Genomic DNA, 16,194 nt, shown 5'->3' on the forward strand with positions numbered 1-16,194 from the left:
GACCGCCTGTTACCATGGAATTTCAAAAAATAGGTGTGGTTTGCTAGACGCTTACTCTTATTATAGACTAAGTGCTATTTCTAGCTAAGTAGATGGATTGATTAAACACAAAGGTAGAGTCTTAAGGGATAGAGCAGAAGCTCTCTGAAAGGTAAACATGTGAGTGTATTACACTGGATAACTGTGCAGAGGGTAAAGCATTAAACAATATGACGGCTATACCAAGATCTTCTTGATATAACCGCCAATAATCAATCTATTTATCATCAATTAATGATTCAAAGCGTTGATCGGTTAATATTTTCATAAAGGCAATTAAAGCATCAATTTTACGATCCGTTAATGCCTGTCCCTTAAGATCTTCCATATCTATGGTAAGAGGAACTTCAGGGGCACGCCAAGGTTCGCCTGTTTCAGGGTTAATAGTACGTTCAAGGTTATTATAGTGATCATAAAACTCCATCACTGTACGTAACTCTTTAAACACGCCATTGTGCATATAAGGGGCTGTAACAGCGACATTACGTAATGAAGGTGTTTTGAATTTACCATCATATTTTGGATCATCCACTAAAGGGTTCTCCAATAAACCATGATCAATAAAATCGATCTTTAAATGGCCAAGACTAAACAGATCAACATTTGAAGGTACACCAATATTACGGTATTGATGATTAGTAAAAGGCTCTTTTTCGCTGTCTTCGGCTTTTAGTAAATGGCAAGTACTGCAATTCACATTATTATTAGAGAAAAATAAGGTACGCCCTAAATCCTCCAACACTGTTAACTCATACTCGCCTTTTAAAAAACGATCGTACTTACTGTCATAAGTGGAAAATGCGTCAGTCTTTTCAAAAGCTTGTATTGCATTAGCAAAAGCTTGAAAGGCAGGTAATACCTCATCAGTGGGTTTAGCATCAAAAACGTCATCTCCGTATAACTCTTTAAAAGTAGAGACATAAAAAGGATTTTCTTTAATGCGGTCAACAACCGTTTGTGCGCTTGGCAATCCCATTTCAACTAAATTAAGAGGCGGTCCCATCGCTTGGTCGGCTAAAGTATTAGAACGACCATCCCAAAACTGCCCTCCAACATACTCGTTTAATTCCTCATTAAAATGAAATGAAGGCGATGTATTCGCATAAGCAGCCATTGGCGTATTACGAGTTCCAAAAGAACTGAGGTCATCACCTAAGGAAACTATCTTCTTGCCTGCATTTACACGCTGATCTGCAAAGCTTTTAGTAGGCTCATGGCAAGTTGCGCAAGACATGGTTCTATTAACAGAAAAGCTCGGATCAAGAAACAAAACCTGTCCTAATTGTGCCTCTGTTAGTTGAGCAGCATTAACTTGGGAAAAAGTCATACCGATGAAGAATAAATAAAGAATTTTTTTCACTTAAGTGTCCGTTTTATACTTGTCATTATATTAAAAAAGGGGCGAGTCATAATTTTGATCACACTATCAAAATCTTGTCTTTTACCTTCCCCTAAACCAAATTTTTGCACCGTAGCCGCATCCTTGGTTAGCCTCAACGATCCAAATAACCAATCCCATAAGGCTAATACACTACCGTAATTTTTTCGCATACTCTCTTGTTGATGATGTACTTGATGTTGAGCTGGAGAAATTAATAATCGCTCCATCCAACGCCCATAAGTTAAACGAATATGACTATGTCTTAGGTTTCCAGTAAAAGAAAATAAGATAACCACAAACAGGTTACCGCCTAACACCGTATATAAATCAACACGAGCACCAAAACAAAAGATGAAAACACCTGTTACCACACCTGCAACAATCGCGTTGCGTAATGCAAATAACAATATCTCTACTGGATGCAAACGATAGAAGGTTAATGGATTTAATGACTCAGCACTATGATGTACCTCATGAAACTTCCATAACCAACGATTTGTATGCATCAAACGATGTAGCCAATAACGACTTAAATCACCTAATACAAATAAACAAAGTGTATAAGACAAGATAATATCGCGATAATACCAAGATAGGAACAACGGTTCATAATGAGAGTTGAGATAATTTAACACCCACAGTGCCACCGTTTGGCCTGATAATAATAATGGAATAATGAGCAGTTTTTTTAACAGCCAATTAACCAAAAAATAACGATAGTCGAGTTTAGCATCAGCATTTAACCAATAGGCTTTGATATTAGTGACAGAAAACTTATGGCCCTGCCACACATACCATATGGTTGCGATCAACGCGCTAGCAATTAGGTAGCCCCAAAATATACGTTGGCTACCATTTAAGAACAGCGCTAATGGAGTATCAATCGCCATCTGCATCGATTAAGTTCGCAGACACGCCGATACGGCTTACTAATTCTCTATAAAATGCTTTTTGTACATCTAATAAACCTTGAAATAATGGGATCATGTCATTCAAGTTAAAATTATGGTCAGCAGGTGTATTGTTATAAGCTTCTACCGAAGCCGTTAATGCATTTTGCACTGCTTTAATACCTTCAGCGCCGTGTTTCTCATAAGCGATTGTAGCAACATTAGGTTGTTTATCTTCAGCTAATAGTTGCTGATTAGTTTCTAATACGCCACCAATAAATGCCCACGAAGCTTCACTGTATGGAAATTGCTGATGTTCAGGCTTTGTTTCACCTAAGTTAGCTTTTGTTAACCCGCTAACTTGAGCAATACGCCAATCTCGTGTTTTATAGATATGTTCAATTTGCGCATTAACAACTAATGATAAACCTTTATCAACATCAAATAGGAATGCATCACGGTTTGCTTTATAGCCGTCACTAATTTGTGTAAATCGTTTACAAACGTTAGCAACCATCACTTCTGCAAACTCTTTTCTACGTTCAGACCATTCTCCACTAAACATCACCGAATCGATTGCGGTCATGGTTTTATAAGAGTTTTTATACAATGCAGTCTGTGGTTTTGAATCACGACTAATTAAACGCTCAATACTGGCATGAATATCTTCATTACCACTGTGGAAAAAATCCACCATCAATGGATAATCCATGGCATTCATATCATAACCACCGAGTATATAACTTGCTTGTACTTGTCCCCAGCCTTTTGCTAGTTGCTCAAACGCTTGATGGCGAACCTCACCTGAGTCACTGTCTAAAGCACTTTGTAAGTTTGTACAATATTGCACGGCATTATCTGCATTTTGCTGAAGAACATGATCATAAATAGCCGCATAAGGATCTTTCTCCTGTGCACTGCTTAAAGCAGGTATGCTAAGTAAACACATAAATGATAAAGAGGTAAAAATTTTCATAGTTGCTCCAGAAAGTGTAACAAGGCCAAGCGCTGATCTTGGTCTAGTTTAATAAATTTTGATTTAGCTGTTTGCGCTTCTCCACCATGCCATAGAATCGCTTCTTCTGGTGTTTTTGCACGTGCATCATGTAAAAATCGGTGTTGTTTACGAACACGCTGTCCGACACCCCATAATGGCGCAGTACGAAACTCGCGTTCAGTCGCTAAGAACTCAGGACGTCCATCTTGTAGTTCCTCGCCCATATCATGTAAAAGTAAATCGCTATAAGGGTTAAACTCAACACCATCAGATGTTGTTAACGTACTACGATGACAAGCATTGCAACCTACTTCATTAAATAGCTTTTGTCCATGACGCCCTTTAGCATCTAAGTTAACCGTTTTAGGCGCTTTATGGTCACGTATAAAAGCAGCAATTGCTTGTAAACGCAACATCGGAAGGTCTAAATGTCCTAATGGTGTATCGTCTCCCTTAGGCGCTGCTAAACAATCTTTTTGTGCTGGCTGACAACGTTCTTCCATGAAAAAGGGATTAGTTAACCCTAAGTCATGCGCCGCTGCATTTGCAGTTTGATTAACAATGCCTGCAGCACTACTTTTCCAATTAAGGCGTCCTAGTATTTTTTCATCTTGATCTGGTGAGTTTAACCAGTTTGCTCGTCCGCTAATGCCATCTTGATTTTTATCTGTTGGATCTTCCCAAGCTAGAATCTCTTCATTTGGGACTTGTTCAATTAATCTTAAACCAGCTAATGTCGGCGGTTGTCTTAGCGAGATCGTTGTCTCTTTTGCTAATGGACCATAAGCTAACTTGTCTAAATAAGGTTTAAATTTTGTTAAGGTCAATGTCTGCCGATCAGGGTAAGTAAAGGGAACAGACTCTACTTTTAATCGAGTTTGAGCTTCTGGTTTTACTTTACCGTTACCTCTAATTGATACTTGTACACCGTAGACAGGATCAGGTACGTTATCATGGGCTGGTGTATCAATATTATTAATTAACCAACGTGAGTCATGTTTACTAGGCTGGGTTAATTTAAATACCAATGCTCTTAGCGGCTGGTTTTTACTACTTAATGTTGGTGCGCTGCCGTTATTTTCATGACAACTAACACAAGTATTGGAACTAAAATGTGGGCCTAAACCATCTCGAGCAGTAGTCGCACTTGGCGCCTCTACCCAAGGGATAGTAAAAAATGAACGGCCAAGTATATATTGGTCAAACTCTTCATCATTCATTTTAATTGGATGTGAAAAAGGTTTACTGCCACTCGCATTACTAAACTCATTTGTGTTGAACTGGCTAGTATCACCATGTGCAACAGTATTGCACCCTAACAACAAAAAAATGCCGCGAAGAAGATGCTTCGAGACCTTGGAATAATTACTTTTCATAGTTCACTTTCAAAATGAATGGTCTGCCATAATGTGTATAAATAACGCAAAACGCCACCGACCGAATACGGCAAGTGGCGTCTGATCTTTCATAACTGCACTACATGACTGTATTGCAGTGATAGAAGTCCTTACAGCTGAGTTTCTTCAGCATCAGTTACATCGTTTGTTGTTAACGAAATACCGTAAGCTTTAGAGACTACAACCATTTGGTCACCTAAACGGCGTAATTGGTTTTTAAGCGTTACAATATTTTGAACACTTTCTTCGTTTTCTGGACGAATTTGGTAATCAAAGTGCATTGTTGTTGTTGCTAGAGTGTTGATTTTAGCAATACGCGCTTCAATGTCTGTCATTAATTCAGTAATAGCAGCTTTTTCTTCATCGGATACGTTATCAATGAATCCAGGGCCTACTTTTTTACCTTTGTATTCACCTAGTAATACGTTTTTAATACCTTGATAGTTCAAGTCAATATCACGGTGTGTATTATCAGAGAAACATGAATGCTCATCTTCTTCACTTGGTGTTAATACTGCAACAGCAATACGCTCATTTGCTAATTCTGATTTAGAGAATACACCAACACCAGCAAAAATTTGTTTAAGTGCAGTTGGTAGTTCAATATTTTTAGACGCTTGATCACCTGTTAACTGCTCTAATAAAGCGGCACGGTAAAGACCTTTATCACCCTCTACTTTATCTTCCCAAGCACTTGCTACAACTGATAAATCATCAACCATTTTTTCAGCAACAGCACCAAGATAAGCAAGACGACGCTCAGCTAATTTATCAGTAGTGAAATCAGTTAATGGACGTTGACCAGCAGTCATTGCACCATTGCTGATAGTATCTTCAATCATGTTGTTGTAATCTTGATCCTGACCCCAAAGCATGAACTCGATTGCATGGTAACCAGCTGCTACGTTAGCATCACCACCATTAGTATTTAGCTCACCTAGCACTTCAGGTGTGATCGTTGTTACATCAACAGCTGTTACGTCTTCACCACCTGGTGTAAATGTACCTTGAGTGTCAATAATGTTACCACTTGTACGCTCATTATTTGCGTTCACAGTGTAATCGATCATGTTTTCATCTAGTGGCCATGAGTTAAGTTCACCTTCAACGCCACCGTAAGTTTCAGCAACCCAACCGTCTTCAGCATCGATTGGACCGTTAGAAAGACGGAAAATTTCTGTTGTACCGTAGCTTTCACGTGATACTAACCATGCATCTTTTGCTGCTTGTAATGTCGCTTCAGTCGGCTCAGCTACAAAAGCACTGATTGCTTCTTGTAACGTTTTTGCATCTTTTACTGCATCAGAGTAGTTCGCAGACGCAATGTTTGCATAAGTTGATAAGGTTGCTAGTTTATCGCTAGTTGATAAACCTGTTGTCGCTGCTTCACTCGGAGCAACCGCTTCTACTGCTGCAGGTGCTTCAGTTTGCGCTGCAACTGGCTCTTCAGTTTCTGAGTTACAAGCAGAAACTAATAAAGCTCCTGCAATCATTGTGCTTAACATTGTCTTTTTCACTGTAATACTCCTGGATGTACCATAAAAACGTTAGTGAGCTTTACCATCATTAATAAAACTCATTGTGTTAATTGCTTCCTGCACTGTGTTAACTGTGTTCTGCAATTGTTTATAAAAATATTTTACTGTTTAAGCTTGTTCTGCAGTGGCTTGAACAGTAGGTGTTACTTTTGCTTTCATTTGCCACTTAAGAATAGCAATGACAGTCACCCAATAAGCCCCTAGCACTGCTAAGTCCCATCCTATTGGTTGTGAGCGATAAGCAAACAAAGAGGCTAATAAGTTACCTAATATTGAGCTGTCACTTAATACACTACTCATATCCCAAACGTTGCTATACAGCCAAGCTGGTAAATCAGTTGCAGCAAGCGGGCCACCTAATAATTTCTCTGAAGCGGCTAGGAACAATGCAGATCCAAGGAATAACAACATAATTTCCGTTACCTTGAAGAACCATTTCCAAGAAATAAACTTGCCACCTAGCTGTAATGCATAAAACATCACCATGGCTAAGGCTAAACCAATAGCGACAGCACTAAAAAAGCTCACATAAGAAGCTAAGGTACCCAGTTGTAACAATGAACCATATAGGAACATCACTGTTTCAGAACCTTCACGACCAACGGCAATCATTGCCAGGAAAAATACGCTCCACCAACTTTTCTTGCCTTGTAAGCTTTTTTCTAAACCAGCTTCTAATTCTTTCTTTAATGTTCGGCCGTGAACTCTCATCCACAGCACCATTTGTACAATCAATGCACTAGCAAACGTTAACATACCGATTTCAAACCAAGCGCGGCTTTCACCACCTAGTAGGTCTGAAACACCAATTAACGTTAACGTTAATAACGCAGCTAAACCAAAGCCAGCAACTACACCTGCAAACAACCATTTTTTACCCGTTGCTGCATCCGCTCTTCCATCCATCCAAGCATAAAGAATTCCGATCACTAAGAGTGCTTCAATGCTCTCTCTACAGACGACAAATATTGTTTGTCCCATCTTTTAATCCTTAGCTTTTACTACTATTTTACCGTGTGTTGTTGGTGCGAAATCATCAAAATAATCATAAGTACCGACATCAAGCGGTATGATCACTAACGTTGTTTCCGCATTCATAAATAACACTTTCTCTTGACGTAACTGGTTACTTTCAAACTCAGCAGGTTTATTGCCAAGATTACGCACTACCAAGCGAAATTTAGTTTTTTCAGGTACCACTAGTTCAGCAGGGGTTAGTACGCCATCCTTCATTTCGACAAGATAGGTTTTTAATTTTGTATAACGAGGATCATTCATTTCTACACTGAAACCATCAGCACCTAGTTGTGCAGTATTTGGCGCTTCACTAGCCACAGCTAATGATTTGAATGTAATAAGTGCAATAAATGAGGTAAGAAAAAATTTACTAATAGGCTTCATTGATAATATCCAACTATCTAAGTTAAAAACGGCGGGTTAAAAAAACGCACCAATTCTATCACTTTTTATTTTGAGAACTACATAATAAAGCAATAATCATTTTCATTCAATAATAACTATCATTAAGCTTTACTTGTGAAAGTAGGGACAAAAAACTAACTAGATAATGGCAAAAACACGATAAAGAAAGCTATCTCGTAGGTTATAGTTACTAAAAAGTAACTCTTATTACTTTACGTTTTTTAAGCGAAGATGAGAAAGCCACCTGAGAAGGTAGGGTCATATCTTAACAGATGGCTTTTATTAAAAAGGATACTTACTTAAAAGAAAATTAAAGTGATAATTTTTTCAATTTCACATCTTCCATTTTAGCGGCACGTAACAATAACCATGCAATAAAGCCTACTATTCCCGCCATTAATACAAATAACATTCTCCCCCACATTTCATTTGGTATTAATGTTAAAAGAAGCAGAGCGATACTGGTTGCTACTAATACTTTTCCAAGTAATTTATATTGGTGTCTATCAGCTTCAAAGCTTTGACGAGATTCTTCAACTACAATCGGCGTTGCAACATTACTAAAGAATTCATTAATTTCTTCCGCACGTTTACCTGTAGGCTCTTTATAAAAGAGTTGTGTTAACAAGAAGAAGCCGCCAGTAATAATGATATGCCCTGTCACACCCATCGTAATCGATTTCAACTCAGCAAATTCACGTTTAGACAAAGGCTCAGCTAGATTAAATATACTCTCAATCATTGGTGCGCTGGTCATCGCGATAACAAAAGAAACACATGCCCCCACAGCAATGGTCGCCCAACAAGACCAATCAGGTGTTTTCTTAATAAAGAAACATAGTAGTGAAGGAATTAAAACAGGGAATGCAACTAGTGTACTTACCATCATAAGCGCGTCGAATAACCCAAAGTCTTTCAATTTACTCATAAATAAGCCAGCGACAATAATAAGTAAACCAAATACCACTGTTGCGATTTTACTTGCAGCAAGAATTGATTTATCTGACTTATCTTTAGCAAAGTATGGTTCATATACATTTTTAATAAAGATACCAGCATTTCTGTTCAAAGCTGAATCCATTGAAGACATAGTCGCAGCAAACATCGCAGACATCATTAAGCCAACCATACCGAGTGGCATTTCATTACGAACAAACACAAAGTAAGTCGCATTTGAAATATCTTTTCCTAGTACATCTAACCCCCAAGTAGACATGTCAGGGTAGTTACCACTTACATACCATGCAGGTAAGAACCAAATAAACGGACCAATCGCCATTAAACAACAAGCTAAGATTGCCGCTTTACGTGCATTATTGGTGTCTTTAGCAGCAATATAACGGTAAGAATCAATCATATTATTCGTGCTGAAGAATTGCTTGATAAAGATACAAATAAACCAACCAACAAATAAGTAAGCGTAACTGTAACCTTCACCAACAAATCCTTGATCAGGTAAGCCTTTTTCTAAAATTGGGGTAACACCGCCTGCTTTTACAACAGCAACAATAGTCGCAATAAAAGTAACAACAGTGATAATAATCATTTGGATGAAATCAGATGCAACAACCGCCCAACTTCCTCCTACTAGAGACATGACCAGTACAACACCACCAGCAGCGATAATAGTTGTCTCAATTGGGATATTGAACACGGCACTGGCAAAAATAGCCAAGGCATTCAACCAAAGGGCTGCTTGTAATACACTTGAAGGAACCGTTGCCCAAGTCACAACTTGCTCACTCACAGGGCCAAAACGTTTACGAATCCCTTGAATCGGGCTGATCACTCTCATTTGACGAGCACGAGCGGCAAAGAATAGGTAGTTACAGAAGTAACCTAGTGCATTGGCAAAGAATATAATCGCAATAGATAAACCAACATCTAACGCTTTACCCATTACACCAGTAAAGGTCATCGCACTTAATGCCTGTAAAAAAGCAGTAGATCCAACCATCCACCACAACATTTTACCGCCCCCTCTAAAGTAATCACTTGTCGAAGAAGTCGCTGAACGAAACATCCAACCAACCACCAGGAGGAAAGCGAAGTAACCTATAACTATCACTATATCTATATTCATATATTAGCCTTAATCTTAACCTAACTCTACTCTTGGCATTTAAACACTAAACGCCTTACGTTGTGCCGGTAGCATATCGATTTATTTATTCTTTGGTCAACTTTGGAATACCAATAAGAAGTATTGGTTCACAGAAAAAGGAATGGCAACGATAAAGTAATTATAATTATGCGGGTTAATTTACACAATTCAATAACTTGCTAACGATTTGGCGTATCACCCACTTGGTGTACCAACTAATAATAATTAACGAACTATTAGTGAGCTATAGCTTAGCTTGCAAGTATTGCAGGCATAGCTCTGGACTACTATAGATGGGTAATCGACTCTCTTTTTTGATATCACTTAAAGCAGGAGCCATAGACGCTTGAGCAAGTAAGATAACATCGTATTCATTGCTGAAACGTGGGGATAATGCCATTAAATAATCTTTAATTGATTTAATATATCCCTCTGTATTGCCAGCAGCATAATACGCCCAAGCACCTTCGACTAACTCAGTATCAATAACTAAGTCCATTGCTTTATTAACTTGCTGTAATAAATGAATTGAAGGCTCAAATGTACTTTCAACAGCAGCAAGTATTAATACTTTAGAATAACCAACCGTCGCTTCAGCCATTGGGCGATCCACACGTAATACACATATATCGGAACTTACGTTGACTTCTTCCGCTAGTGCACCAATTGTTGAACAGCTACAAATAATGGTGTTAAACCCGTTTTCTATTAGTTTTTTTACTGCTTGGCTAACATCTTCTCTGACAGATTCGACCCCATGCGACATAGCATTTTTCAATAAACTTTCATCGACATAATGATGAACTAAAATACCAGGCAAGTACGCTTCTATATAAGGATTAAAAAGTTTTATATTGGCATCTAGTGTGTGTAGAAAAGCAATTTTCATCAGTACCTCCCAATAAATAAAGGCTCCAAAATAGAAGCCTTATTAAGTTATCAATAAATATTTCCAGTCAATGGTCGTGTTATATAGCGCTATTCAAAATATGATTTAGCATTATTAAAACAAATATCCTTAACCATTGTTCCTAATAATGATAAATCATTAGGCAACTCTCCATTTTCCGTCCAAGTACCTATCATATTACAAAGAATACGACGAAAATATTCATGCCGAGTGTAAGACAATAGACAACGAGAATCTGTCAACATCCCCACAAATTTGGTTAACAACCCCATTTGAGATAGCTGTAAAATTTGACGTTCCATCCCATCTTTTTGATCATTGAACCACCAACCAGAACCAAATTGAATTTTACCTGCTATTCCCCCCCCCTGAAAATTACCAATCATAGCGGCGATCATTTCATTATCCCGAGGATTTAAACAGTACAAAATAGTTTTGGGCAACTCATCAGTACGATCCATTTCATCAAGTAGATGAGCGAGTTCAAATGAGAACGTTCTATCACTCATTGAATCAAAGCCAGCATCCGCACCTAATAACTGAAACATACGTGAATTATTGTTGCGCTGAGCTCCTATATGCATTTGCATAACCCAACCTAAATTTGTATAACGTTTACCTAACCAAACCTGTACTGCAGTGGAAAACTGGGCAACTTCAAGCTCAGATAACGTTTCCCCCTGTAAGCGGCGTATAAATAATCTATTTAAATCTATATCAGATGGAATAGCTGCATAACGCACAATTTCAATACCATGATCAGCGGCACGACAACCATGTAAGTCAAAATGGAGTAGACGTTTATCTAATGCATTTAGTAGATCTGCATAGCTAGTAATATCAATATCGGCAGACTCTCCTAATAACGACATATAATCATTAAAGCCATCTGATTCAATTTTAAATGCTTTATCAGGACGCCAACTTGGTAAAATATCAACGTCAAATTCCTCATCGTTAGCAATCAATTTATGGCTTTCTAATGAATCAATAGGATCATCAGTTGTCCCAGCCATCACTACATTCATTTGCTTCAATATGCCACGAGCAGAGAATTCGGGAGTAGCTAACAGCTGGTTACACTCATTCCATATATCATCAGCAGTATCAGGTCCTAATAATTTTCCGGTCATTCCAAAAGGGCGACGAAGCTCTAAATGTGTCCAATGGTAAAGGGGATTACCTAACGTCTGTGGTACAGTTTTAGCCCAGGCCTGAAACTTTTCATAATCAGATACATTACCAGTAATTAATTTTTCAGGTACACCAGCTGAGCGCATGCCTCGCCATTTTAAATGGTCAGCTAGCCAGATCTGGGTCATATTTTCAAAACGACGATCGTCTGCTATTTCCAGAGGGTTTAGGTGACAGTGATAATCATAAATAGGCTGACTTGATGCATATTCATGATACAGACGGCGTGCAGTTTCATTGCTTAATAAGAAATCATCGCATAAAAACGCTTTCATTTTTTCTCTCCTTAAAGTGCTGAAACAGTGGCTTTAGCACCTTTATCTAGAAGAGATTGATAAGCAATATAGACTGCTTCGATGACTTTAGGATTTTGTCCGATAGCAGGATCAAAAATAGTTTCAATAGAGAGTAAAACAGGGACAACTGAAGCACTCGATTCATGCCTATCACAAACGTCTTTTAGCATTTTCGCCATTGGGTCATGAACGTCTATTTTGCTCCCATTTTCATCAACTCCAGAAACAAAGCGCATCCAGCCAGCAATGCCAAGTGCTAACCATTTAAAATCAGAGCCATTTTCTAAATGAAATTGTAAGCTTTTTCCCATACGTTGAGGTATTTTTTGGCTGCCATCCATTGCAATTTGAGCTGTTTGATGTTTTAAACTTGGATTACTAAAACGCTCAATAAGTGATATAGCATAGCCATTTAAATCAGTTCCTTTCGGCATAGATAACGAAGGGGCTTGAGCTTTAATCATCATATCAAATGCCGCCTTACGATAGTTTATGTCCTTCATGGTATCAGAAATATGTGCATAGCCACCGAGGTAGCCAAGGTAAGCTAAGAATGAATGGCTGCCATTTAGCATACGTAGCTTCATTTCCTCATAAGGAACAACATCAGCAACAAACTCAGCTCCCATTACATCCCAATCGGGACGTCCTGCTACAAAGTTATCTTCAATCACCCATTGACGAAAAGGTTCACAAGCAATGGCACAAGGATCTTCAACACCAATTAAGTCTGTAATCTCATCAAGTGTTTCTTTTGTCGCGGCAGGTACGATACGATCAACCATGGTACACGGGAAAGTAACCTTATCTTCTATCCATTGACTTAATTCAACATCTAATAACTTAGCGAAGCCTATAATTGCAGATTTCGCAATATGCCCATTTTCTTGGACATTATCACAAGACATAACTGTAAATGGTTTGATATTACGCTCCCGACGTAACCTAAGTGCTTGAACTATGTAACCAAGAGCAGACCTTGGTTGTAATGGATCTTTGAGATCGCTAACAATTAGTGGGTTACTTTGAGCTAATTGTCCCGTTGTATGATCTACACAATATCCTTTTTCTGTAACTGTCATTGATACAATAGCAACTTGTGGTTCAGCCATCTTTTCAATAATTGCAAGAGCACCATCAAAAGTTGGATGCAAAGATTCTTTTACAGCGCCCACAACTTTTACAACGGTTTCTGTAGCTCCTTTCTCTGCAACTGTATACAAATGATCTTGTTGACGTAAATCAGTGATTAATGCCTCACCATTAAATAAACTGACCTCACAAATTCCCCAATCACTGTTTGTTTTCTCCAACATTTGACTTGTATAGAGCCCTTGATGAGCGCGATGAAAAGCACCAAATCCTATGTGTACTATGCGACTTTTAAGATTATCTCTATTAACTTTAGTAGCAATAACTGCAGGGTTTAATGGCATTGTTGCGATAGACATAGCTTCTCCAAATTTTTTATTTGAAATAGCAAAACACATAACTTGGTATTCCAATTTAAAGTGTTAGCTCCTTTAATTTACTGAGCATAATAAAGAAATTATTATGAAAAGCTAAGAAATAAACAAGATAACCTCATTTGGCATACATATATAAATGAACGATCACACTTTTGGAATGCCAATTAGATAAATTGGTTGTAAGCAAAATAGGTAGACTATATATTTATCAATACTGTACGAGCAAAAATTGGAATTCCAATTTCAATTCGTTTAAATAATTTAGATTAACATGTTAATTGGTATAAGGAGACAGAATAATGGAACAAACTTGGCGCTGGTATGGCCCAAATGATCCGGTTTCGTTGAACGATATTCGACAAGCAGGAGCTACAGGCATTGTAAATGCTCTACACCATATTCCTAACGGCGAGGTATGGCAAAAAGAAGAAATTCTTAAAAGAAAAGCGATTATAGAAGAAAAAGGCTTAACTTGGTCAGTTGTTGAAAGCGTACCTGTGCATGAAGAGATTAAAACACGTTCAGGAGAGTATGTACGATGGGTTGAAAACTATAAGCAAACCTTAATAAACCTAGCAGAGTGTGGAATAGATACCGTTTGTTATAACTTCATGCCTGTTTTAGATTGGACTCGTACCGACCTAGAATATGAGATGGCAGACGGCTCAAAAGCTCTCCGTTTCGATCAAGTTGCGTTTGCAGCATTTGAATTATATATATTAAAACGTCCTGGAGCAGAAAAGGCGTATACAGCTCAAGAACAATCTCAAGCTCAGTTATACTTTAACAATATGTCACAAGCTGACATTGAAAAGCTAACTTCTAACATCATCGCCGGCCTACCTGGAGCAGAAGAAGGTTACACTTTAACTGAATTCCAAGCACAATTAGATCGCTATCAAGGCATAGATAAAAATCAATTAAGAGAGCATTTAGGTTTATTCCTAGAAGCATTAATGCCTGTGTGTGATATACACGGCCTTAAACTTGCCATACATCCAGATGATCCACCTCGTCCTATTCTTGGCTTGCCTCGGGTAGTTTCAACTATTGAAGATATCGAATGGCTCACCAATAAAGTACCTAATAAAATGAATGGTATCACGATGTGTACAGGCTCTTATGGTGTGCGAGGCGATAATGATCTAGTCAACATGATTAAACAATATGGTGACCGTATTTACTTTACGCATTTACGTTCAACACAACGAGAAGACAACCAACTGAGTTTTCATGAAGCGGCACACCTTGATGGCGATGTCGATATGTATAGCGTTGTTATGGAAATACTTAGAGAAGAACAACGAAGAGAAAAAAATGGTAATTTACGCTTAATTCCAATGCGTCCAGATCATGGTCATCAAATGCTGGATGATCTTAATAAAAAAACAAACCCAGGCTATTCTTGTATTGGCCGTTTAAAAGGACTTGCAGAGGTACGAGGCCTTGAGTTAGCGCTAAAACGCGCTTTTTTCTAGCCTGTAAACACTTCGGTATCCCCTTTTATCGAAGTGTTTTCCATTTTTCTGCCCCCCTTATCTATACTACCTCCCTAATATTTATGAAGTAAGCTCCATTGATTAAAAATAACAGCAAAATAATACATAATGGGTGATTCTGATTTTTCTATAGTATAATCAATTTAAATTGTCCGAGAGAAGTTATTAACATGCCTAGCACACATATTGAACCACAAAATACCAGACGCTATGTCGTTATTGGAAAAGAACTAAGAGAACAACTAGCGAATAACGTATACAAGATTGGTGACCGCCTACCAACCGAACGTGAGATAGCAGAATCTTATGGTGTCAGCCGTACCGTTATTCGAGAAGCCATTATTATGTTGGAAATTGAAGGTTTAGTTGAGGTACGTAAAGGTTCAGGTGTTTACGTAACTAGCTTACCATTATCATCTACTCTACCTTTTCAAAATATCAGTAATAATACAGATACCAATAATATGATATCTGCTTTTTCTGGGTTAACAGGCACAGACATTGGCCCTTTTGAACTATTACAGGCGCGTCAACTGATTGAAAGTAATATTGCAGAATTTGCAGCTCTTCAAATAACTAAAGCAGAAATAGATGCCATAAAGAAAGTATTACAGAAAGAAAAACGTTCTCTCGAAATAGGTGATAGTAATGAGGATTATGATCGACAATTTCATATTCTTGTTGCAGAAGCCACTAAAAACACCTTTTTTTCTGATGTCGTCAAACTGATGTGGAGAATGAGGTTAGAAAGTAAAATGTGGGCTCAACTGCATACACATATTGACACCATAGACTATCGAAAAACCTGGCTAAATGAGCATGCTGCGATACTATCAGCATTACAAAAAAAAGATGCCGCTGCAGCAAAACAAGCTATGTGGCAACACTTTGAAAGCATTAAGTCAACGCTACTTGCACTTTCTGATGTCGATGATGAAAATTTTGACGGTTATTTATTTGATTCATATCCACTAACAAAAGCTACAGTATAAGCTAAAGCTGCAATTGCATAATAAAAAAGGCCCCTTGCTACCGGACATAGCAAGGGGCCTAAATAT

At 38.1% G+C, this 16,194-nt stretch carries 13 protein-coding genes; 2 read left to right on the forward strand and 11 right to left on the reverse strand.

Going from position 1 to position 16,194, the window contains the following annotated elements; translation table 11 throughout:
- Positions 1-256 precede the first annotated feature (256 nt).
- The 11 genes from V6256_RS04205 to V6256_RS04255 form a co-directional block, all read right to left on the reverse strand.
- Positions 257-1,399 (reverse strand): cytochrome-c peroxidase, encoded by a 1,143-nt coding sequence (locus V6256_RS04205; RefSeq protein ID WP_341596811.1) that lies wholly within the window; start codon positions 1,397-1,399, stop codon positions 257-259.
- Positions 1,396-2,310: a sterol desaturase family protein gene (locus V6256_RS04210; RefSeq protein ID WP_341596812.1), complete on the reverse strand. Its 915-nt coding sequence runs from the start codon at positions 2,308-2,310 to the stop codon at positions 1,396-1,398. Before V6256_RS04210 ends, V6256_RS04205 begins: the two co-directional genes overlap by 4 nt.
- Positions 2,300-3,286, reverse strand: coding sequence for an imelysin family protein (locus tag V6256_RS04215; RefSeq protein WP_341596813.1), 987 nt, complete (start codon positions 3,284-3,286; stop codon positions 2,300-2,302). Before V6256_RS04215 ends, V6256_RS04210 begins: the two co-directional genes overlap by 11 nt.
- Complete coding sequence (locus tag V6256_RS04220; protein ID WP_341596814.1) at positions 3,283-4,683, reverse strand: di-heme oxidoredictase family protein; 1,401 nt, start codon at positions 4,681-4,683, stop codon at positions 3,283-3,285. Before V6256_RS04220 ends, V6256_RS04215 begins: the two co-directional genes overlap by 4 nt.
- Before the next feature lie 131 nt (positions 4,684-4,814).
- Positions 4,815-6,221, reverse strand: a complete 1,407-nt coding sequence (locus V6256_RS04225; RefSeq protein ID WP_341596815.1) for an imelysin family protein — start codon at positions 6,219-6,221, stop codon at positions 4,815-4,817.
- Between the two features lie 129 nt (positions 6,222-6,350).
- Complete coding sequence (locus V6256_RS04230) at positions 6,351-7,223, reverse strand: FTR1 family iron permease (RefSeq protein WP_341596816.1); 873 nt, start codon at positions 7,221-7,223, stop codon at positions 6,351-6,353.
- 3 nt (positions 7,224-7,226) lie between these two features.
- Positions 7,227-7,643, reverse strand: coding sequence for a cupredoxin domain-containing protein (locus tag V6256_RS04235; RefSeq protein WP_341596817.1), 417 nt, complete (start codon positions 7,641-7,643; stop codon positions 7,227-7,229).
- A gap of 331 nt (positions 7,644-7,974) precedes the next feature.
- Positions 7,975-9,747 carry a sodium:solute symporter family transporter gene (locus V6256_RS04240; protein WP_341596818.1) on the reverse strand — a complete coding sequence of 591 codons (1,773 nt, stop codon included), beginning with the start codon at positions 9,745-9,747 and terminating at the stop codon, positions 7,975-7,977.
- 265 nt (positions 9,748-10,012) lie between these two features.
- A complete protein-coding gene (locus tag V6256_RS04245; RefSeq protein ID WP_341596819.1) occupies positions 10,013-10,657 on the reverse strand; it encodes a hypothetical protein in 645 nt (214 codons plus the stop codon).
- A gap of 89 nt (positions 10,658-10,746) precedes the next feature.
- A complete protein-coding gene (gene uxaC / locus V6256_RS04250; RefSeq protein ID WP_341596821.1) occupies positions 10,747-12,147 on the reverse strand; it encodes a glucuronate isomerase in 1,401 nt (466 codons plus the stop codon).
- 11 nt (positions 12,148-12,158) lie between these two features.
- Entirely contained in the window at positions 12,159-13,619 is a 1,461-nt protein-coding gene (locus tag V6256_RS04255; protein WP_341596822.1) for a fructuronate reductase, read from the reverse strand.
- A gap of 317 nt (positions 13,620-13,936) precedes the next feature.
- Here V6256_RS04255 and uxuA point away from each other — a divergent pair, with 317 nt between their 5' ends.
- Positions 13,937-15,115, forward strand: a complete 1,179-nt coding sequence (gene uxuA / locus V6256_RS04260; protein ID WP_341596823.1) for a mannonate dehydratase — start codon at positions 13,937-13,939, stop codon at positions 15,113-15,115.
- Positions 15,116-15,306: 191 nt separating this feature from the next.
- On the forward strand, positions 15,307-16,128 hold the full coding sequence (locus tag V6256_RS04265; protein WP_341596824.1) for an FCD domain-containing protein: 822 nt from the start codon (positions 15,307-15,309) through the stop codon (positions 16,126-16,128).
- The last annotated feature ends 66 nt before the right edge of the window (positions 16,129-16,194 follow it).

Source organism: Psychromonas aquatilis, from assembly GCF_038155185.1.
Taxonomy (GTDB): domain Bacteria; phylum Pseudomonadota; class Gammaproteobacteria; order Enterobacterales; family Psychromonadaceae; genus Psychromonas; species Psychromonas aquatilis.